This is a genomic window from Streptomyces sp. NPDC001634, from assembly GCF_040298185.1.
Classification (GTDB): Bacteria; Actinomycetota; Actinomycetes; order Streptomycetales; family Streptomycetaceae; genus Streptomyces.
Genome location: NZ_JBEOZU010000059.1, coordinates 41,885 through 61,496, shown reverse-complemented (window position 1 = coordinate 61,496; position 19,612 = coordinate 41,885). Strand labels below are relative to the sequence as shown.

At 70.8% G+C, this 19,612-nt stretch carries 20 protein-coding genes and 1 pseudogene; 10 read left to right on the top strand and 11 right to left on the bottom strand.

Features of this window, described 5'->3' with window-relative positions:
- Window positions 1-182: 182 nt before the first annotated feature.
- The 4 genes from ABT186_RS31895 to ABT186_RS31880 are packed head-to-tail and all read left to right on the top strand — an operon-like array spanning window position 183 to window position 2,516.
- Window positions 183-986 (top strand): hypothetical protein, encoded by an 804-nt coding sequence (locus tag ABT186_RS31895; RefSeq protein ID WP_351928012.1) that lies wholly within the window; start codon window positions 183-185, stop codon window positions 984-986.
- Window positions 983-1,459, top strand: coding sequence for a roadblock/LC7 domain-containing protein (locus ABT186_RS31890; RefSeq protein ID WP_351223736.1), 477 nt, complete (start codon window positions 983-985; stop codon window positions 1,457-1,459). Before ABT186_RS31895 ends, ABT186_RS31890 begins: the two co-directional genes overlap by 4 nt.
- 36 nt (window positions 1,460-1,495) lie before the next feature.
- Complete coding sequence (locus tag ABT186_RS31885) at window positions 1,496-1,930, top strand: DUF742 domain-containing protein (protein WP_351928010.1); 435 nt, start codon at window positions 1,496-1,498, stop codon at window positions 1,928-1,930.
- Window positions 1,917-2,516 carry a GTP-binding protein gene (locus ABT186_RS31880; protein WP_351928008.1) on the top strand — a complete coding sequence of 200 codons (600 nt, stop codon included), beginning with the start codon at window positions 1,917-1,919 and terminating at the stop codon, window positions 2,514-2,516. Before ABT186_RS31885 ends, ABT186_RS31880 begins: the two co-directional genes overlap by 14 nt.
- Before the next feature lie 57 nt (window positions 2,517-2,573).
- Here the strand turns inward: ABT186_RS31880 and ABT186_RS31875 are convergent, their stop codons facing one another.
- From ABT186_RS31875 to ABT186_RS31860, 4 genes are all read right to left on the bottom strand, one after another.
- Window positions 2,574-3,242, bottom strand: a complete 669-nt coding sequence (locus ABT186_RS31875) for an ABC transporter permease (protein ID WP_351223730.1) — start codon at window positions 3,240-3,242, stop codon at window positions 2,574-2,576.
- On the bottom strand, window positions 3,239-3,955 hold the full coding sequence (locus ABT186_RS31870; RefSeq protein WP_351223728.1) for an ABC transporter permease: 717 nt from the start codon (window positions 3,953-3,955) through the stop codon (window positions 3,239-3,241). Before ABT186_RS31870 ends, ABT186_RS31875 begins: the two co-directional genes overlap by 4 nt.
- On the bottom strand, window positions 3,952-5,079 hold the full coding sequence (locus ABT186_RS31865; protein WP_351928006.1) for an ABC transporter ATP-binding protein: 1,128 nt from the start codon (window positions 5,077-5,079) through the stop codon (window positions 3,952-3,954). The genes ABT186_RS31870 and ABT186_RS31865 overlap by 4 nt, the downstream gene beginning before the upstream one ends.
- A 138-nt stretch (window positions 5,080-5,217) precedes the next feature.
- Window positions 5,218-5,466, bottom strand: coding sequence for a hypothetical protein (locus ABT186_RS31860; RefSeq protein ID WP_502973382.1), 249 nt, complete (start codon window positions 5,464-5,466; stop codon window positions 5,218-5,220).
- A gap of 152 nt (window positions 5,467-5,618) precedes the next feature.
- Between ABT186_RS31860 and ABT186_RS31855 the strand changes: the two genes are divergently transcribed.
- Window positions 5,619-6,308: a response regulator transcription factor gene (locus ABT186_RS31855; protein ID WP_351928004.1), complete on the top strand. Its 690-nt coding sequence runs from the start codon at window positions 5,619-5,621 to the stop codon at window positions 6,306-6,308.
- Window positions 6,305-7,768, top strand: a complete 1,464-nt coding sequence (locus tag ABT186_RS31850) for a sensor histidine kinase (RefSeq protein WP_351928002.1) — start codon at window positions 6,305-6,307, stop codon at window positions 7,766-7,768. The genes ABT186_RS31855 and ABT186_RS31850 overlap by 4 nt, the downstream gene beginning before the upstream one ends.
- Here ABT186_RS31850 and ABT186_RS31845 read toward each other — a convergent pair.
- From ABT186_RS31845 to ABT186_RS31820, 6 genes are all read right to left on the bottom strand, one after another.
- Window positions 7,716-8,207 carry a molybdopterin-dependent oxidoreductase gene (locus ABT186_RS31845; RefSeq protein ID WP_351928000.1) on the bottom strand — a complete coding sequence of 164 codons (492 nt, stop codon included), beginning with the start codon at window positions 8,205-8,207 and terminating at the stop codon, window positions 7,716-7,718. The genes ABT186_RS31850 and ABT186_RS31845 overlap by 53 nt on opposite strands.
- 147 nt (window positions 8,208-8,354) lie before the next feature.
- Window positions 8,355-8,963 carry a GTP-binding protein gene (locus ABT186_RS31840; protein ID WP_351223718.1) on the bottom strand — a complete coding sequence of 203 codons (609 nt, stop codon included), beginning with the start codon at window positions 8,961-8,963 and terminating at the stop codon, window positions 8,355-8,357.
- Window positions 8,950-9,306 carry a DUF742 domain-containing protein gene (locus tag ABT186_RS31835; protein ID WP_351223716.1) on the bottom strand — a complete coding sequence of 119 codons (357 nt, stop codon included), beginning with the start codon at window positions 9,304-9,306 and terminating at the stop codon, window positions 8,950-8,952. Before ABT186_RS31835 ends, ABT186_RS31840 begins: the two co-directional genes overlap by 14 nt.
- Window position 9,307: 1 nt before the next feature.
- The gene (locus ABT186_RS31830) at window positions 9,308-9,736 is read right to left on the bottom strand and encodes a roadblock/LC7 domain-containing protein (RefSeq protein ID WP_351223714.1); all 429 of its coding nucleotides are present in this window, start codon (window positions 9,734-9,736) and stop codon (window positions 9,308-9,310) included.
- 11 nt (window positions 9,737-9,747) lie between these two features.
- On the bottom strand, window positions 9,748-12,150 hold the full coding sequence (locus ABT186_RS31825) for a sensor histidine kinase (protein ID WP_351927998.1): 2,403 nt from the start codon (window positions 12,148-12,150) through the stop codon (window positions 9,748-9,750).
- A gap of 163 nt (window positions 12,151-12,313) precedes the next feature.
- Entirely contained in the window at window positions 12,314-13,321 is a 1,008-nt protein-coding gene (locus tag ABT186_RS31820) for a sugar ABC transporter substrate-binding protein (protein ID WP_351223710.1), read from the bottom strand.
- Between the two features lie 758 nt (window positions 13,322-14,079).
- On the opposite strand from ABT186_RS31820, the pseudogene ABT186_RS48075 reads away from it, so the two are divergent.
- Window positions 14,080-14,259: pseudogene (locus ABT186_RS48075) on the top strand (hypothetical protein); the annotation flags it as partial.
- Between the two features lie 24 nt (window positions 14,260-14,283).
- Here ABT186_RS48075 and ABT186_RS31815 read toward each other — a convergent pair.
- Entirely contained in the window at window positions 14,284-15,759 is a 1,476-nt protein-coding gene (locus tag ABT186_RS31815) for a glycosyltransferase family 39 protein (protein WP_351223708.1), read from the bottom strand.
- Window positions 15,760-15,939: 180 nt separating this feature from the next.
- Here ABT186_RS31815 and ABT186_RS31810 point away from each other — a divergent pair, with 180 nt between their 5' ends.
- The 3 genes from ABT186_RS31810 to ABT186_RS31800 are packed head-to-tail and all read left to right on the top strand — an operon-like array spanning window position 15,940 to window position 19,611.
- Window positions 15,940-16,335, top strand: a complete 396-nt coding sequence (locus ABT186_RS31810; RefSeq protein ID WP_351223706.1) for a CU044_2847 family protein — start codon at window positions 15,940-15,942, stop codon at window positions 16,333-16,335.
- The gene (locus ABT186_RS31805; protein ID WP_351223704.1) at window positions 16,325-18,622 is read left to right on the top strand and encodes a VMAP-C domain-containing protein; all 2,298 of its coding nucleotides are present in this window, start codon (window positions 16,325-16,327) and stop codon (window positions 18,620-18,622) included. The genes ABT186_RS31810 and ABT186_RS31805 overlap by 11 nt, the downstream gene beginning before the upstream one ends.
- Complete coding sequence (locus ABT186_RS31800; RefSeq protein ID WP_351223702.1) at window positions 18,619-19,611, top strand: AAA family ATPase; 993 nt, start codon at window positions 18,619-18,621, stop codon at window positions 19,609-19,611. The genes ABT186_RS31805 and ABT186_RS31800 overlap by 4 nt, the downstream gene beginning before the upstream one ends.
- Window position 19,612 lies beyond the last annotated feature (1 nt).

Below are 19,612 nucleotides of genomic sequence, written 5' to 3'. Positions count from 1 at the left end.
GGCCGACGTCGGCCGCCGACGCGGCGCCCGCCGCGGCCGAGCGGGGGGTCGCCGAACGGCGGTCCGCCACTGCCGCGTCCGGTCCGGTGCCGCCGTCGCCCGCCGCCACCGAGGACTCATGGGCCGCGGAAAGCCATGTCTCCGCTGCGGCTGGGGGCTCTGCCTCCACCGAGAAAGGCTCGTTGTCGGCCGAAGCACCCACCCCCACCACGAGCCGCTCGCCGGCCAAGGAAAGGCCCGCCTCCAGCACGGAGCGCCCGTCGACCACCGGGAACCCCGCCTCCAGCACGGAGCACCCGTCGACCACCGGCAACCCCGCCTCCAGCACGAAGCACCCGTCGACCACCGGCAACCCCGCCTCCAGCACGAAGCACCCGTCGACCACCGGCAACCCCGCCTCCAGCACGGAAGGCTCCTCGGCCGCCGAAGGACACGCCCCCGCCACGGACGAGCCCCCGGTCACCGGACGGCCCGCTTCCTTCCCGGTGCGCGGTGTCTCCGAGGAGCGGCCCGGTCGGCTGCCCCGGCGGATACCCCGCCGTGAGCAGGACCCGGTCGGTGAGGGGGACGGAGACGTTCATGGCCGTGCGGACCATGATGACCGTACGGGCCCGGACGCACGCACGACCCTCCACGGCCGGACCGAGGAGCCCCCGCTCGTCCCCCGCCCCCGGACCGAGGAGTCCGCACCCGCTCCCGGCGCCCGTTCCCCTGAGCGGGCACCGCACCCGGTTCCCGCCGAGGACACCCCCGGCGCCCCCCGCCCGCTGCGCCGACGCGTCCGGGGCGCGACGCTGCGGACCGACGGCGACGCCGCCCAGCGGGCGGTGCGGCAGGCTCCCCGGCCCGCCGACCCGGACGAAGTCCGCGCCGCCCTCGAGGAGTTCGAGGCCGCGGTGGAGCGCGCCCACCGCGACAGCACCACCCGAACCACCCCCCACGACACGCACGACCAGAACCACCTCCCGGAAGGAGCGGAGCAGTGAGTACGTCGACAGGTGACACTCCGGCAGGAGCCACCACGCCGGCCGACCTGCAGGCCGCCGCAGCCGACTTCACCTGGCTGCTAAACCGTTTCGCCACCGAGACCGCGGGCGTCGTCGACGCCATCGCCGTCTCCTCCGACGGGCTGCTCATCGCCGTCTCCGAGCTGCGCGAGCACGCCGACTCCGAGCGTCTCGCGGCGATCGTCTCCGGCATCACGAGCCTGGCCGCGGGGGCCTCGGGCAACTACGGCCTGGGCGGCCTCAACAAGGTCATCATCGATCTGGAGGGCGGCCACGTCCTCGTCTCCGCCATCGGCGGCGGCGCCGTGCTCGGCGTGGTCACCGACAAGGAGGCCAAACTGGGCAACATCGCCTACGAGATGACCCTGTTCGCCAACCGGGCGGGCGCCGCGCTCAGCCCCCAGCTCGTGCTGGAGCTGAAGAACAGCGTCGGCGCCACGTCGACGGGGTGAGCGGTCTCCGGCCGGTCGAGGAAGGAAGTAACGACCATGGCGGACGGCCGCACTTCGCGTGGTGCCGACGAGGACGGCCACCAGGAGCCCGTGGTCCCCGCCTCCGCCGTGCGGCCGTTCCTGGTCACCGCCGGCCGGGTGGCGCCCACCGCGTCTGGCCGGCCGGTCCCCGTCGAGACCCAGGTGGTGGCCACCGCCGCCGGGCTCGAGGCGCTCGACCGGCTCTCGTTCGAACAGCACGACATCATTGCCGCATGCAGGCAGCCGCAGTCCATCGCGGAGATCGCGGCCCGGCTGCGGCTGCACCTCAACGTCGTCCGGGTCCTCGCCGAGGACCTGCGCGCCGCCGGGCAGTTGGCGGTGCACGTGCCGCACGCCGACGCCACTCACGACGCATCCGTACTGCGCAGGGTTATCGATGGCCTCCGCGCCATCCCCGACTCCCGGGGGGTACTCCGTGACACCGACTGAACCGGTCATGAGCGGCGCGGCAGCACAGACCGCCGTACGACCGCCGCTGCCGGTCAAGATGGTGATCGCGGGCGGCTTCGGGGTGGGCAAGACCACCGCCGTCGGCTCGATCTCCGAGATCGAGCCGCTGACCACCGAGGCCGCCATCACCGAGGTCGCGGCGGGCGTGGACGACCTCACGCACACCCCGCGCAAGACCACGACCACCGTCGCGATGGACTTCGGCTGCATCACCATCGACCCGACCCTGAAGCTGTACCTGTTCGGCACGCCCGGCCAGGAGCGGTTCGGCTTCATGTGGGACGACATCGTGGAGGGGGCGGTGGGCGGGCTCGTCATCGTCGACACGCGCCGCCTCGACGACTGCTATGCGGCCGTGGACTACTTCGAGCACAAGCAGATCCCGTTCGCGGTCGCCCTCAACGCCTTCGACGGCAAGGTGGAGTACGACGTGAACGAGGTCCGCTGGGCGCTGGACGTCGCCGAACACATCCCGATCGTCGTCTTCGACGCCCGGGAGCGGGGCTCGGTCCGCGACGCGCTGCTCGTCGTACTGGAGCAGGCGCTGGCCCGTACGGAGGGGTGACACACAAACGCAGAAGGGCCCGGGGCGGTTGCCGTCCCCGGGCCCTCACGTATGTCGTCAGGCGCTCCGGCGCACCCCCGGCGACACGGCGATGCGCGTCACCGCCCAGAACATCGTGAGCGTCACCAGCGCCAGCGCGGCCACCAGTGTGGCCCCGCCCACGACCTTCTCGTAGTCGCGTTGGTAGAGCCCGTCCACGATGTACCGCCCGACGCCGCCGAGGCTGACGTATGCGGCGATGGTGGCCGTCGAGACGATCTGGATGGCCGCCGAGCGCAGACCGCTCAGGATCAGCGGCAGCGCGACCGGCACCTCGACCTGGAAGAGGATCCTCGGCTCGGTCATGCCCATGCCCCGCGCGGCGTCCACGGGCGACGGGTCGACGGAGCGCACGGCCTCGTACGTCGTCACCAGGATCGGCGGGACGGCGAGCACGACCAGCGGGATCATCACGGGCAGCAGCCCGAACCCGAGGATGATGAACATCAGCACCAGCAGACCGAAGCTGGGCAGCGCCCGGCCGGCGGTGGCGATCAGGGCGAGCGCGTTGCCGCCGCGCCCGGTGTGGCCGGTGATCAGGCCGACCGGCAGCCCGATCGCGGCGGCGATACCGAGAGCCATCAGGGAGTACTGGACGTGTTCCCACAGACGGGTGGGAATGCCGTCGTAGCCGTGCCAGTGGGCACCGTCGCTGAAGAAGGCGTTGACGAAGTGGAGTACGTTCACCGGACGGCGTCCTCCAGGGCGGGCACGGCCGGTTCGGGCCGGGCCTTCGCGGCCCTGGGTCTGCTGCGGCGCGTGCCGCGCGGCATCCAGGGGGTCAGCAGAAGGCGTACGAGAACCAGCAGGGCGTCGGCGAGGATCGCCAGGACCGCCGTGGTGATCACGGAGTTCCAGGCGAGCTCGGGCCGGTGGTAGATGTTCGCGTCGTTGAGCAGGTTCCCCAGCGCTCCCTGATTGCCGATCAGCATGCCCACGCTGACGAGGCTGATGCTGGACACGGTCGCCACCCGCAGTCCCGCGAAGATGGCGGGCACGGCGATCGGCAACTGCACCTGGACATAGCGGCGTACGGGTCCGAAGCCCATGGCGGTGGCCGCGGCCAGCGTCTCCTGCGGGACCGAGCGGACGCCGTCCACGATCGCCGGGACGAGCACCACCAGGCTGTACACGGCCAGCGGGATCATCACGGTGATCTCGCTCTGGCCGGTGTAGTCGATGAGGACGACGAAGAACGCCAGCGACGGGATGGCGTAGAGCACGGTCGTCACGCCCAGCACGGGCGGGTACAGCCAGCGGAACCGCACGCACAGCTGGGCGATGGGCAGCGCCGCGACCAGGCCGGCCAGGACCGGCAGCAGGGCCTCCCGCAGATGCAGGCCGATAAGACCGAGGTAGCTGTGCTGGAGGTCGCTCGGGATGTCGAAGAACCTGTTCATCCGGCGGCCTTCTCGTCCGGCTCCGCCGCGGCATGGGCGCTGCGGATCGCCTCGCCGATGGTCTGCTGCGAGACGACGCCGACCGCCCGGCCGCCGTCCACGGCGACGGCCCAGCCGGTGGGCGAGAGCACGGCGCAGTCGAGCGCGGCGCGCAGCGAGTCCTTTCCGTACTCGAACGGCCGCCCGTATGGCAGCAGTCGCTCCCGTGCGACGTTCCCGGCGACCAGGTCGTCGGGCTCGCTCCAGCCGAGCGGCCTGCCGTCGAGGTCCGTGACGAGCAGGTACGGCACCTCCGACGTGGAGCGGGATGCGATCTGCTCGGCGGAGGAGTCGACGGCGACGATCGGGGTCTTCGTCAGCTCCAGGGTCCCGGAAGTGAAGAACGACAGCCGCCGGATGCCGCGGTCCGTGCCGAGGAAGTCCTCCACGAACGCGTCGGCGGGGGAGGTGAGCAGCTCGGCGGGCGGCGCGAACTGGGCGAGCTTCCCGCCGGTCCGCATGACGGCGACCATCGTGCCGAGCCGGATCGCCTCGTCGATGTCATGGGTGACGAAGACGATGGTCTTGCCCAACTCGTCCTGAATCCGCAGGAGTTCCTCCTGCAGGCCCTTGCGCACGATCGGGTCGACGGCGGAGAACGGCTCGTCCATCAGCAGCACCGGCGGGTCCGCGGCCAGGGCCCGCGCCACACCGACGCGCTGCTGCTGTCCGCCGGAGAGCTGGTACGGGTACCGCTTGGCGAGCGACGCGTCGAGCCCGACGCGTTCCATCAGCTCCCTTGCCCGCGCCCGCGCCCGGTCCTTGCTCCAGCCGAGCAGCCGGGGAACGGTCGCGATGTTGTCGACGATGGTGCGGTGCTGGAACAGTCCGGCGTTCTGGATGACGTAACCCATGGACCGGCGCAGCGAGTTCACCGGCTGCTTGCTGATGTCGACGCCGTCGAGGCTGATCGTGCCCTCACTGGGTTCGACCATCCGGTTGATCATGCGCAGCGTCGTCGTCTTGCCGCAGCCGGAGGGGCCGACGAAGACGGTGATGGAGCGGTCGGGTATCTCCAACGACAGCCGGTCGACCGCCACCGTGCCGTCCGGGTACCGCTTGGTGACTGAATCTATCCGTATCAAAGCGCCGAATACCCTTCGGGTGTGGCAGAAAGCGGCCTGCTGCCGGCCGATGTCGCACGGGCCGTTGCGGGGAGAGTTTAGACGGCGATTGTTGCGGCTCCATGGCGGGTGACGTGGCTGCACCCCCGAGCCTTGATCTCACACGGAGGCTGTGGCCAGGGCAAGTCCCGCCGTACGCAGGACGCGTTGAAAGGCCATCAGGAGCGCGCCGTACAGCCCGGCCAGCCGGCCCAGCGCGATCAGTGCGTTCGAGCCGGACCCGGCCTGGACGAAGAAGAAGGTCACCACCGCCGCGTTCGCGGCGAGCACGGCGTACAGACCGGTGCGGGCCACCACCCTGGGGCGTATCGCCGTGGGGGGCGCGGGAGGCGATTGGACGGTCGTCACGGACGGCAGCTCCTTGATCGGGTCCTCAGAAGACCGAGCTTCGCCGGCGGGAGCTGTCGTTTTCCTGTCGGGCGACTTTCAAGTAGTTATCGATGTGGATACCGGGGCCGGGCGGGTCTGGCGCCCTCGGACGTGTGAAGCAGTATGAGCGGGTGGAAAAAGTACGACTCCTCGTCGTGGACGACGACCCGCCCATCGCCGATCTCGTGGCCACGGTCGCCCGGTACGAGGGCTGGGACGCTGTCACCGCGAACTCCGGTGAGGAGGCGCTCCGCCGGGCCGCCGAGTTCCATCCGGACATCGTGGTGCTCGACCTGATGCTGCCCGACGTGGACGGGTTCGGCGTCCTGGACCGGCTGCGCCGCTCCGGGACGATGGTGCCGGTGGTGTTCCTCACGGCCCGCGACGGGGTGGCCGACCGGGTCGCGGGCCTGACCCGGGGCGGCGACGACTACCTGGTCAAGCCGTTCGCGGTGGAGGAGCTGATGGCACGGCTGCGGACCGTGCTGCGGCGCAGTGCGGGACCCGGCTTCCAGCGCTCCGTGCTGCGGGTGGCGGACCTGACGATGGACGAGGACACCCGCGAGGTGCGGCGCGGCGAGAATCAGCTGACGCTGACCCCGACCGAGTACGAGGTGCTGCGCTACCTGATGCGCAAGTCGCCGACCGTGCTGACCAAGGCGCAGATCCTCGACCATGTGTGGGAGTACGGCTTCGGGGGCCGCTCCAATGTCGTGGAGCTGGTCGTCAGCCGGCTGCGCCGCAAGCTGGACGCGACCGGCACACCGCTGATCCACACCGTGCGCGGGTTCGGGTACGTGATCCGGCGGGCGGCCGAGTGATCGGCCGGTTCCGCCGCATGTACGGCAGGCTGCGCCTGGGCACCCGGCTGGCCCTGGGACTCGGGGCGCTGGCCCTGGTGGTGTTCGCCGTCGTCGGCACGGCTCTGACGACCTACATGAGGGACTATCTGTCGGCCCAGCTCAACGACCAGCTGAGGCTCGCCCAGGTCGCCCAGTCCAAGAGCATCGCGACGTACGGGACGCTGGCCGGCAAGAAGTACTACCGCTGGTACTACGCCGTGTACGACGTGTCGGACGGCACCCCGGTGCTCCGCAAGCCCGAGGACCCCGCCGACGTGCCGCAGGACGTCGACGCCCTCACCGCCCTGGCCAGGGCGCAGACCGCCGCGGGAAACGAGGTGCTGCGTACCGAGGAGCTCAAGGGCGACGGCCAGTACCGGCTGCGCGCCTGCGAGGTCGAACCGGGCGTGGTCCTGGTCAGCGGCGCGCCCATGGACGGGATCGGGGGCACCGTACGGCAGCTGATCACGGTCCAGGTCGTCACCTTCGTCCTGGCGCTGCTGGGCCTCGTGGTGTTCGGGCGGGCGCTGCTGCGCCGGGGCCTGAAACCGCTCAGCGACATGGCGCACACGGCGCACGGGATCGCCTCGCACGACCTGACGGAATCGGCGGCACGGCTGCCACTGCGCGCCGACGGCAGGGATGGCGGCCCCGAGGTCGAGGAACTGCGTACCGCGTTCAACACCATGCTGGAGCACATCGACGAGTCGCTCGCGGTCCGTGCGGAGGCCGAACAGCGGCTGCGCCGCTTCGTCGCGGACGCCTCGCACGAGCTGCGCACTCCCCTGATGTCGGTACGGGGGTATGCGGACCTCTTCCAGTACGCGGCCGCCAACGCCCCCGAGGAACGCGACAGGCATCTGGCCCGGCTGCGCGCCGAGGCCGCCCGCATGGCCGTACTCCTGGACGACCTGCTGCTGCTCGCCCGCCTGGACGCCGCCGAGGTGGAGACACCCCTGCGGCTGGAGGACGCCGACCTGGTGGAGCTGGTGCGCGGGGCCGCCGACGCCTTCCACGCGGCCCATCCGGACCACCCGCTGGCGGTGACGCCCGGCCCCGGCCCGCTGAGGCTGAGCCTGGACCCAGTACGCATCCGTCAGGTGCTGGACAACCTGCTCACCAACGCCGCGGTGCACACCCCGGCCGGGACGGCGGTGTCCGTCGCGGTCTCCGTGTCGTCCGATGCGGCACTGGTACGGATCGCCGACGCCGGCCCGGGGATTCCCGCCGCCGACAGGGACCGCGTCTTCGACCGTTTCTACCGCGTCGACAAGGCCCGCAGCCGTGACCGTGGCGGCAGCGGCCTGGGCCTGCCGGTCGCGCGCTCACTGGTGGCGGCGCACGGCGGCACGATCGAGCTGAGCAGCGAACCCGGAGCCACGGTCTTCACGGTCGCCGTCCCCCTGGATCGAATCGGCCGTCCACCCATATCGCGTTGATGCCGCTGATGTACCGCGCCCCGCAGCGGTCGTGGGGCAGCACCAACTGGGGTCCGCAGCGGTCGAGCGGCGTGTCGTCGATGCTCGCCGCGAGCAGCACCGGCGCACGACCGAAGTCGGGGTCGATCTCGGCCCAGGACAGCAGGGCGTGGTGGCCGTCCGCACCCGTCACGGCGATCAGGAAGCGCAGGCGGTCCTTGCGCCGGGCGGGGTCGAAGCCGGGACGCGCGGCGGACAGGACGTCGTACAACAGCGGGCCCGTGAACCGGTGGTGGCGTACGCCGCTGGTGGCGCACTCGAAGCTGACCCGTACGCGGTGCTGGGGCCAGGCAAGGAGGTCGGGCACGGTCAGCCGGGCCGGACGCGCGAGGTCCCCGCTCAGCACGAGCTCCGGCGGCGTTCCGGCGTCGGCGACCGGTTCGGTCAGGGACTGGCTCATGGGCCACCACCTCCCGAAGGACGGTACCCGGCCAACGGCCTCGATCAAACGCACATGCCAGCCGAAGCGATGCGAATTACCGGCACCTACAAGGGTGACGAACCTTTCAGACTTGCTCTTGCGGCCGGTCGCACCCGAGGCGAACGGTCACCGGCCCCGGGGAGGGAGAGGCTGGGCCCGGCGCGCCGAGGCGATCAGCTGGTCGAGCAGGGCGAGCAGGACGTCCCGGCACGACTCGCGCTCGCGGGCGTCGCACAGCAACACCTGGGCGTGCTCGGGCAGTGCCAGGGCGTCCCGTATCTCCTCAGGCGGGTACGGATGGTTCCCGTGGAAGCCGTTGACGCCCACGACGAAGGGGATGCGTCGGCGCTCGAAGAAGTCGATGGCGGCGAAGCTGGACTCCGGCCGGCGGATATCCATCAGGACCACGGCGCCGAGTGCACCGATGGCCAGGTCGTTCCACATGAACCAGAACCGCTGCTGGCCGGGCGTGCCGAAGAGGTACAGCACGAGGTCCTGGCTGATCGTGATCCGGCCGAAGTCCAGGGCCACGGTGGTGGACCGCTTCTCCTCGATGCCGTCGAGGTCGTCGACGTCCAGGCCCGCGGCGGTCAGCGGTTCCTCGGTGCGCAGCGGGACGATCTCGCTGACCGACCCGACCATGGTGGTCTTGCCGACGCCGAAACCCCCGGCGATCAGGATCTTCACCGTGTCGGGGGCCGATGCCGGCCGAACGGCGGTGTCAGAGCCGACCAAGGCCGTCCCTCACTTTCTGCAGCATGTCCAGGTCCGGGGTACGGGTGGCGGAGTGCGGCGGGTGGACGGTGATCCGCCCCGCCTCCAGAAGATCGCAGAGCATGATCACGACCACGCTCACCGGAAGGTCGAGATGCGCGGCCAGCTCCGCCACGGCGATCGGCTCCGCGCACCGCTTGAGGATCCGTACGTGCTCGGGTTGCGGCCGGGCGGCCCACGCCGGCGGCGGATCCACGGCCGTCACCGTCGTGATGAGGGTGAAGTCGGCGCGGCTGGGCCGGGTCCGTCCGCCGGTCAGGGTGAACGGCCGTACGAGCCGGCCCGCCGAATCGCCTCCGCTCACCTCACTCGCCGCTGTCGGACATGACGACGCCCGCGCGTGGTCCCGCACTCAGATGCTCGCCGATCTTCTTCACCAGCATGTTCATCTGGTACGCCACCACACCGACGTCGGCGCCCGGACCGGTGAGGACGACGAGATGGGCGCGGGGTCCGGCCGAGGTGAGGATCAGAAAGCTGTGCGCCAGCTCGATGAGCGCCTGACGCACCGGGCCGCCGCCGAAGTCCATGCTGACGCCCTTGCTGAGGCTCATCAGACCGGACGCGGTGGCCGCCAGCCGTTCGGCGTCGTCGCGCGGGAATCCCGTGGACTTGCTGACGACCAGTCCGTCCTCGGAGAGCACCACGGCGTGCCGGACGTCGGCGACCCGGTCCACGAGGCCGGTCAGCAGTTGATCGAGCTGGGTGTGGGTGGCGGGGATGGGGCGTGTCATGGCGGTGTCCTTCACGAGCGGTCGGCGGACGGAGTCGAGGATGTGTCTGCGGCGGGGACTGGTGCACCGAGGCCGTCCGGTGCGACGGCTTCCTCCCGGTCGTACTGCTCCTGCGCGCCGTCGTCACGCGCCTGGAGCGTGCCGCGCTGGAAACCGGCGAGAGAGGAGGCGGCGCGTTCCGCGGTGAAGTCGTCCGGGAGGACGTCCTCCTCCTTCACGGATGCGGCCTCCGTGCGCAGTTCGGCGGCCAGGCTGGTCTGCGGCACCCGGCGCGGCAGCGGGGAGAGCCCTTCCGCACGCGTGCTGTGTGTCTCGCTCCGGGTTTCCCCGGCGCGGGAATCCGCCTCCTTCCGGGGGGACTTCCTCTGCCGGGCCTGGAGGACCGGGACGGTGGCCTCGGTGGCCGGTGCGGGGACTGCGGGCCGGGGCCCCCGTACGGACTCCGCGGGCTGCTCGGGTTGCGCCTCCGCGGAGCCGGGGGTCTCGCGCACCACGATGTCGTGCGGGACGAGCACGATCGCCGTGGTCCCGCCGTACGGCGAGGGGCGCAGTGTCACGGCGATGCCGTGCCGGTGGGCGAGGCGGGCGACCACGAACATGCCGAGCCGCAGGTCGTCGGCGAGTGCCACCACGTCGAACTGCGGGGGCACCGCCAGCTGGGCGTTGAGCTGGTCGTAGTCGTCCTCCGACATGCCGAGGCCGCGGTCCTCGATCTCGACGGCGAGGCCCTTGGCCACCACCGCCGCCCGCACCCCGACGGGGCTCGGGGCCGGGGAGTACACGGTCGCGTTGTCGATGAGCTCGGCCAGCAGGTGGATCACATCGGCCACCGCGGGCGGGGACAGGTACAGGTCCTCTTCCGTGTGCACCTCCACCCGCTGGTACTCGGCGACCTCGCCGACGGCGCTGCGCAGGATGTCGATCAGCGCGACCGGTTCGGTCCAGCTGCGCCGGGGCTGCTCGCCGCTGATGATGACGAGGTTCTCCTCGTAGCGGCGCAGCTGGCTCGCCGTGGAGTCCAGCTCGTACAGGCCCTGGAGGACATCCGGGTCCTGGTGCCGCCTCTCCAGCGCGTCGAGCTTGCTGAGCTGCAGGTTGACCAGGTTCTGGCTCTGCCGGGCGATGCCCAGGATCACCTTCTGGAAACCGCGCCGGGTGTCGGCGAGTTCGACGGCGGTGTGGACGGCCGTGCGCTGTGCGGTGTTGAACGCCTGGGCGACCTGGCCGAGTTCGTCGCTGCCGTAGTCCAGTGGCGGCGTGGCGGACTCCACGTCGACCTTCTCGCCCCGGTCCAGCCGGGCCACCACATCGGGCAGCCGCTCCTGCGCCAGTCCGAGCGTGGCGATCCTCAGCCCCCGCAGCCGCCGGGACAGGGACCGGGTGATCCGCCAGGACATACCGACGCACAGCAGCAGGGCGGCCAGACCGCCGGCGCTCAGGGAGCCGGCCTTGACGAGCAGCCCGTGTGCCCGGTCGGCGGTGCGGTCGAGCAGCAGCGCGGTCTGCTGCCGGATCAGCGCCGAGTACTGGTCGGAGAGCTCGGCCAGTGCGGCGCTCCACCGCTGCCGCGCGTCCGGCAGCGCGATCCCGTGCGAGCCGCCGGACTTCGCCCGGGCCGCGAGCACCTGGTCCTCGACGGCCTGCAGGGTCCGCCACTGAGCCGACTGCAGGATCCGGTCGGTCTGCGTCTTCGTGCCGCCTTCGAGCAAGGGGACGATCTGGTCCTCGACCAGCCAGCGGCGGGCGTGGACGAGCTGAGCGAACCGGTCCCACGTCTTGTCGTCCATGTGCCCGGACGGCCACGCCTGAGTGAGCTGTGCGTCCTCCTCGGAGACCAGCTCCGCGGCGTGCTCGATCGCCACGAGCGGGCCGGCCTGCGAGGTGAGGTCGCCGTCGTCGACCTGGGAGAGCTCCTGGAAGGCGTGGATCTGGTCGTCGATGATCGCGGTGTACTGGTCCAGGGCCTGCCCGGCGGTGATGTCGGTCGGGTGGTCCACCTGACCCCGGTAGTACTCCAGGCTGGCCACCGACGCGACGACCGAGTACATCCGGTCCTTGATGCGGGCGGGAGCCTTCTTGATCGCGTCGGCCTGGTCCGCCAGCTGGGCCACCGCGGAGTCCGTCTTCCTCCGCTGTGCGTCCAGCGCGGCCCGGGAGCCGCGCGGCGAGGCCAGCCACGCCGCCGACAGGCTGCGCTCCTGCTGCAGCGCGAGCGCGGCCTCGGTGCCCATGGCACCGGTGGACCTGCTCAATCCCGTCTGCGCACGCAGCCGCAGCCCCTCCGAGAACATCTGGGTCGTCGTCACAGCCCACATGGCGGCGAGGGTGACGCTGGGAACCAGTGCCAGGAGGATCAAGGAGAGACGTATGGAGCCGAGACGGCGCCGGGGATTCGTCGGTGTCCGTCGAGACATCGTCGTCCTAGGGCGAACAGAGGAACGGGGAGTGGAGGACGTGCGCCAGGGGTGCCTGCGTGTCCGGTATTGCACAGGGGGTTCGCAGGATGCTATCCGCACATGAGAGGTAACGCACCGAGACGGACCGAAGAGTTGACGACATCGCGTACGAGGCGTCCGCTCAACGGGTGCCGCTGTCCGCGAACCGCGCCACCGATGCGACGTTGGTCCTGGTCACGAACGCGGGTCCGGTGAGCACCGGAGCGACGCCCCCGCCGCTGAGATTGCCGTTGGACTTGTAGAGCCACAGCGCGTCCACGGCGAGATATCCCTGCAGATAGGGCTGTTGATCCACCGCGAACTGCACGTCGCCGTCCTGCACGGCCTTGACCAGGTCCTTGTTGATGTCGAAGGTGGCGATGTGCGCCTTGCTGCCCGACTGCTGCACGGACTTGACCGCGGCGAGTGCGAACTGCGCGCCCATCGTGACCACTTCGTCGATGCCGGGGTCCTGACGCAGCCGGGCCTCGACCGCGTCGGTCAGGGCGTTCGCGTCGGTGCCGTCCGCGTAGAGCAGGTCGGTGTCGCCGGCGAAGGCCTTCTTCACCCCCGCACAGCGCGCCTCCAGGGCGACGTTGCCCCGCTCGTGGATGACGCACAGGGCGTGCTTGGCCCCCAGGTCGTCCAGCTTCTTGCCGACGGCCCGGCCCGCGACGCTCTCGTCCTGGCCGACGTACTCCAGGACGCCCTCGGAACTCCAGGCATCGATACCGGAGTTGAACCCGACCACCGGTATGCCCGCGACCCTGGCCTCGGCGATCGGGCCCTTCATCGCATCCGGCTTGGCCAGCGTCAGCGCGATGCCGTCGACCCGGTCCCGGATCGCGTCCCGCACCAGTTCCGCCTGCCCCGCGGCGTCGGAGTCGCTGGTGTACGTCAACTCGACGCCGTCCTTGGCCGCGGCCGCCTCGGCGCCCTTCTGGACCCGCTCCCAGAAGGAGTCGCCCTTGGCTCCGTGCGTCACCATGGCGATCTTGATCCGGGCGGCGACGGACGCCTTCGCGTCCGGCCCGGAGTGCGTGTCGCTTGAGCCCGAGCAGCCGGCCGCGAGCAGGCAGGCGGCGACGACGGTGAGGACCGTCCCGGGCACGGATCTGCGGGACGCATGCGGTGGAGGAGGAGTCTTCATGGGGGTGCGGCACCTCGCTGTGCAGCCGAGCAAGAACGGCAGGAGAAACGGGGAGAGCGTAGGGAGCCGGAGGGGCGTACCCCGGCTCGGTGGCTCCCGCCGAGCCGGAGCAAATCGTGTGTGACGGCCGGTAGTCAAGTGACCAACCGTTCGTAGTGGGCTGTTGCCGCCGCATTGTGATGATCAGTGCGGGAACTGCGCCCCGCACGGCGGTCTTGAATTCATCCGATCCAGCTACCGTTCCGACCCGCCCTCGCGGACGAAGGCGTGGTCAGGCGAGGGTGAAGCAGGCGAGGCTGCCTAGCCCGGCGAGGGCGCAGTAGACCGCGAAGGGGGCCAGGGAACGGGTACCGCTGCAGCCTGCGGTGGTCCCTGAGCAGATCCACCGTCCCGGCGAAGACCGCTGCCGCAATGACGCACCACAGCAGCTGGCGCGGGTCCGCGGCCGCCGATCCGTCATGGCCCCGGTAGGCGATGTCGAGGCGGTGGATGGGGACGAGCCCGAGACCGCTGAGCAACCTCGCCACGGGCAGGATCAGCGGGTCGGCATGGGCGGGCGAACCGGCGCACCACGAGATGGCACACCAGCGGCGGCGCGGCCAGGCCCGCGAAGTGGCACAACAGGCCGGACGTCAGCCTCCCGCCGGCGGCCGGACCCGTCTCGGCGTAGCCGAAACCGCAGATGAGCAAGGCGCCCAGCACAAGGACCAGTTCCGCGGTGCGGCCGGTGGCTCACCTGTCCGACGACCGACACGAAGACGGGATGGGCCCTCGCACTGTGGATGGTCACTCATGCCACCGCACTGCACATCGCATCCGTGACCTTCGACAACCGCCAGTGGACCAGCACCGCTTCGAGCCGTGGCTGGACCCGTCACAACTCTCCGTCCGGGGCGGCGTCCGAGATCACGGTCACGTTGACCCGTGCTGCCGTGTGACGCCCCGTCAACCTCGCGCAAGGATCAGTCGAAGTGAAGGAAGCGGTGCCACAGCACGTGCCACGGCTTCACCGGGTCGTGGCAGAGGTATACGGCGCGGTGCTGTTCCTCGTTGGCGATGCGGTAACCACTGTCCAGGTGGCCCTCGACGCGGCAGTCGGCGAACTGGGCGTACAGCCAGGACTGGCGGTCGTAACCGACGACGACCGCCGTGCGGGCGGAGTCCGGTGGGGTGCCCAGGGTACGAAGGGCGTTCTGGCCGCTGTAGAGCACCCCTTTGGGGATTCCGTATGCCGTGCCGTAGCGGTCGACGGCGCCGTACTCGCCGTAGTTGCCGGTGATGACGATCGCATCCGGGCGATACGCGGCCGCTATCTGCGAGACATAGCGCGGCCAGCCGATCTCGTCGCTCAAGCCCTGGTTGGCCTCTGCCAGATGCAGGCTCTGCTGAGTGCCGAGGGAGAACACCGGGAGCGCGAAGGCCGTCGAGGCCGCCAGATTGAGCCCGAGAAGCACCGCGAACAGTGCCCGGCTGTGCCGCCGTTCGGCCAGCGCCCGGGCCACCGGCACCGAGCCCACCGCATGCAGGGCGAGCACCAGGCCGATGGTGTAGTAGGGCTGCGCGGCAACGGCAACGAGCAGCCCCAGCAGGAGCAGGTACCCGGCGCCGAAGGCACGCACCGGCCGCAGCACCGGATCCCGCAGGACCCGCAGCAGACCCATCACACCGACATACGCCAGAGGCGGTCCGACCACCAGGAAGAGGAATGGCACGTTCAGCACCCCGCCGAGCGCGCCCTTGTCCGCCCGCAGCGCATGGGCCATCGTCAGCACCGGAAAGCCGTGGGTGATCTGGTAGACGATGTTCGGCGCCCCGATCAGCGCCGCCAGCCCCATTCCGGCCCACGGCCACCATGAGAACAGCACCCGTCGCGGTCCGACCGCCGACAGTCCGGCGCCCAGCGCACCCAGCAGCAACAGGACCAACAGCTTGTTGTAGAGCCCCACGCCGACCACCGCGCCGACCGCGAGCCACCAGTGCGGTCTGTCGCGCAGCAGCGCCCGGAAGGCGAACAGCACGACCGCCAGCCAGACGACCATGTCCAACGATGTCGTCAGGAACAGATGCCCGAACGTCAGCACGAGCGTTCCGGAGGCGGCCACGGCCGCGAGAACCTGTGCACCGGGGCCGCCGCCCGTCTCGCGGGCGATCTGCGCGCACAGGTACGCCACCATGCCCGCCGCCAGGATCGCCGGTACCCGCAGCCCGCGCACGGTGTCACCGAACAGCGCGATGGACGCACGGGTGATCAGCGGAGTGGCGGGCGGCTGATCGACGTATCCCCATGCCGGATGCCGGCCCAGGACCCTGAAGTACAGCTCGTCGCGGTGATAGCCGTACCGCGAGGCGACCACCGTCAGCAGCGCCATCACCGCGACGGCCACCAACCCGACCGGAAGCCAGGCGAATTCACGGCGCCGCAGACCGGTGTCCGTCACAGCTGGACTGTACCGGCGTCACCCGCAGGAGGGAACAACTCGGACAGGGCGACGCCGAGCACGAAGGCCGGGCCGCCGTCGATCCGGCGGCGAGGCACCTGCTGCGGCTTGCCGGAGCGGAAGACGATCAAATCTCGCGGACCGCCCCACCGGCCGGGGCTCTTCGGGCACACTGACGGAATGGCAGACTTCGTCGAATTCGCCTTCGATGACGGGACACTTCTCGCCCTGCAGGTCTTCGATCCCCTCCCGTCCGCGCCGGCCGGGCGGGAGCACGAGGCCGACGACAACGAAAGCGTGCCCGGGTTCGGAAGGTCCCGTCCGGTGGCGAGGGGCGCGCGGGTCGTGGCCGCCACCGAGAGCGCGCTGAGCGCACTGCTCGCTCCGCTGGTCCCCCTTTTGCAGCGCGTCCACGACACCGTCGCCGCCGTGCCGGACGCCCCCGACGAACTGTCGGTGAGTTTCGGGCTGCGGGTCGGACAGGACCTGAAGCTCGGTGTGGTCGGCACCACCGGCGAGGCCACCATGACGATCAGCGCGAACTGGCGTCTGCCCCGGCCTGCTGATGCGGGGTAAGGGCCGCCGCTGGCTGCGTACGGGGGAAGGCGCCGGCTCCGGGGCACGGTCGTCCCTTGTCTCGGTACTCGGCACTGCTCGCGGCGAGGTCGTCGGCAGTGGTGTCTACCTCGGTGAAGGCCGCCTCCTCACCTGCTCCCACGTGGTGAACGACGCGCTCGGCCGCGACTTGTTCGCCCAGGACGAACCGAACGGACCGCCTGTCACGGTGGCCTTTCCACACGCCGACTCCCGTGCTCCGATCGCCGCCCGCCCCATCGCCTGGATACCCGCTCGCCGTCCGGTCTGGGGCGGTGCTCCCCAGCCCGCACGGACCGGGGACCCCACCTGGTACGGCGACCTCGCGCTCCTGGAGCTGACCGGCGAAGCGCCGGGGTCCGTACGGCCGATGGACTGGGCCAAGATGGCCCAGGGCCAGGAAGTACGGGCGTGGTACGGGGGCGGCCAGCCCTTCACGTACGCCGATGGATCCGTGCAGTCCTGCGACGAACTGCTCGGCTTCGTCGACTCCATGCTGCGGGGAGCGGCCATCGGCCCCGGCTACAGCGGCGGCCCGCTCTGGTGCGAGGACGAAGGGGCGGCAGTGGGCATCGTCCTGGGCGTCATGGAACCGCCTGCGGGTTCCTTCGGCTCCGAGCAGGTGGTGCGCCGGACCATCGTCCTTCCGTGGCAGGCCATTCAGGCCGAGCTCAGCGCCGCCGGCACACAGCGCGCCGTGGCCGCGCACGACGTTTTCCCAGTCGGCAGCGCCCCGCGCCGCGACGACGAACGGCCCCTCGCCCCCGTGACCCCCGCCGCCCGGCACAGCCTCACCGCTCTGGTCGACGCTCTGCTGGCCGATCCCGGCAAGCGCTCCGAGCAAGGGCTTCGGCTGGCCGAGGAACTGGATCTGGACGTCACACATGCCGTGCCCTCCGTCGACGACATCGTCGAGATCCTGCTCACCCGGCACCGGGCCATCGCCACGTTCGTGGAAGGGCTGATGCCCCGCGACCGGGCCGAGGCACAGAAGCTGCTTGCCTTCGGCCGGGCAGCCCTCATCCCGGGGCTGCTGTCCGTCCGCGAGCACACCTGGCTCCTGGACCTGATGTCCAAGGAAGTACGGGACCTTTTCCCGGAAGCGGCCCGCGAGGCACTCCCGCACACGACACTCTTCGACGAACCGTCCCTGCTGGGACACCTGCCGCCGCAGGCCGCGGACCCAGCGGCCGCGGACGCCGTCCGCGATGCAGAAGCAGGCCGGCTGATCGCGGCACTCGAAGAGTTCTGGGGTGACAGCGCGCCCGTGCCCGACGGATCACCGCGCGTGCCGGCCCTGCTGCGTGCGGTGGAGTATCTGGCCGCCACCTGCGTACCACAGCAGAGGCGCGACTTCTGGGAGTGGTCCGAGCAGGTGGCCCACCGGCTCGGAGTGGCAAGGGAAGCGCTGAGCGAGCGCCGGGAGGACGCGGCCGACTGGGCGCGGCGACGGCGCGAGCGCACAGGGCCGCCCAGCCCGAGGCTGACGGTACGGCTCACCCGCTGCTCGGCGAACACGTACCGCTGTGAGGCCTGGTACGACCCCGGAACGGGAAGCAGCAGCAGCGAGCGGCAGGTGCTCGCCGACGACGAGCCGTACGAGCCCGCGGAGTTGGTCCGGCTGCTGCATCGCATTCTCGTCCGCGAGACAGCATCGGCCGGGCCTCGCGCCGTGATCCCTCTTGTCGAAGTCCTGCTCGATCCAGAGGATTTGGATGTTCCTGTCGACCAGTGGGACAACGAGGCCTCGCCCCACGAGGTCCCGGTCGTCCTGGGGGCTGAGTACGCCGTGGTGGTGCGCTGCCCCGAAGCACGCCGTCGGGCGCCGGAATACCTGCAGCACTGGCAGGCGCGCTGGGCGGAGATCGACCGCGGCAGACTGCTGCGCCTCGACCACCGGCACACCAAGCCCCTCCAGGTGTACGGGCTGCTGAAGGCCGATCTGGCGGTGTCCCGTGTCATCGTCGACTGTGCGCCGCAGCACCGGGCCGGTTTGCGGGCCGTCTGCCTGGCCCTCGGCGTCCCTGTGATCGTCTGGGACCGGCAGGAGCCACCTGGCGCCCGCGGCGATCAACTGACCGCGCTGCTGCTCAACGGGCCGGTGCGGAGCCTGCCCCACCGGGTACGCCGACACCGGGCCCGCGCGCTCGCCGAGACCGACGGGACCGCGACCGCCGCACTCGCCCCGGCCCTGGTCTGGGACGACGCCTCACGCCCGCCCCCGCGTCCCCTCTGGATCGATCCCACCGTCGAGGAGCCCGCCCCATGACCGAAGTGACGGACACGCGGCAGATCGCGGATGGCGACGGCTGGCGTCTCTTCCGGGGTGACGGCCAGGTACACCAGGTCGTCATGCCCGACCCGCCTCCCTGGCGGCGCTTCGGCCATGCCGACAAGCAGCAGCCCGGTGCGGTGCCGGGCGACCCGCACCGGCCCTATCTCATCGATCAGCCGCAGATCGACGTGGTCAACGCCGCCCTGCATCTGCGCCGCCCGCTGCTCGTGACGGGACATCCCGGAACGGGCAAGTCATCGCTCGCGTATGCCATCGCCCATGAGATGGCCCTCGGCAAGGTGCTGCGCTGGCCGGTGAACAGCCGGTCCACGCTGACCGAGGCGCTGTACCAGTACGACGCGGTGGGGAGGTTGCGGGAGACGAGCCTGAGCCGCGACCGGGGCGACCAGCCCCCGGACATCGGGCAGTTCATCCGGCTCGGTCCGCTCGGCACCGCACTGATGCCGGGCGGCCTGCCCCGAGTACTGCTCATCGACGAGCTCGACAAAGGCGACGTCGATCTGCCCAACGATCTGCTGACCGTCTTCGAGGAGGGTGAGTTCGAGATCCCTGAACTCTCCCGGCTGTCCGCCGGCCAGGACCGGGCCCTCGTGCACACCACCCATGGCGGCGACCCGCAACCGGTGGTCGGCGGCTTCGTGCGCTGTCGTGAGTTCCCCGTCGTGGTCATCACCAGCAACGGCGAACGGGAATTCCCTCCCGCATTCCTGCGGCGCTGCCTACGCCTCGACCTGCCGGATCCCGACGAGCGCCGACTGCGCGCCATCGTCGCCGCCCACCTCGGCCCCGACTCGGTGCCGCAGGTGGACGATCTGATCCAGACATTCCTGGCCCGCCGGGCCCCGGGCGAACTGGCCACCGATCAGCTGCTCAACGCGGCATACCTCCGTCTCGGCGGGGTCGATCTCGATGCCGAGGGACTGCTCGAAGCAGTGCTCCACCAACTGGGCGGAGCGGTATAGG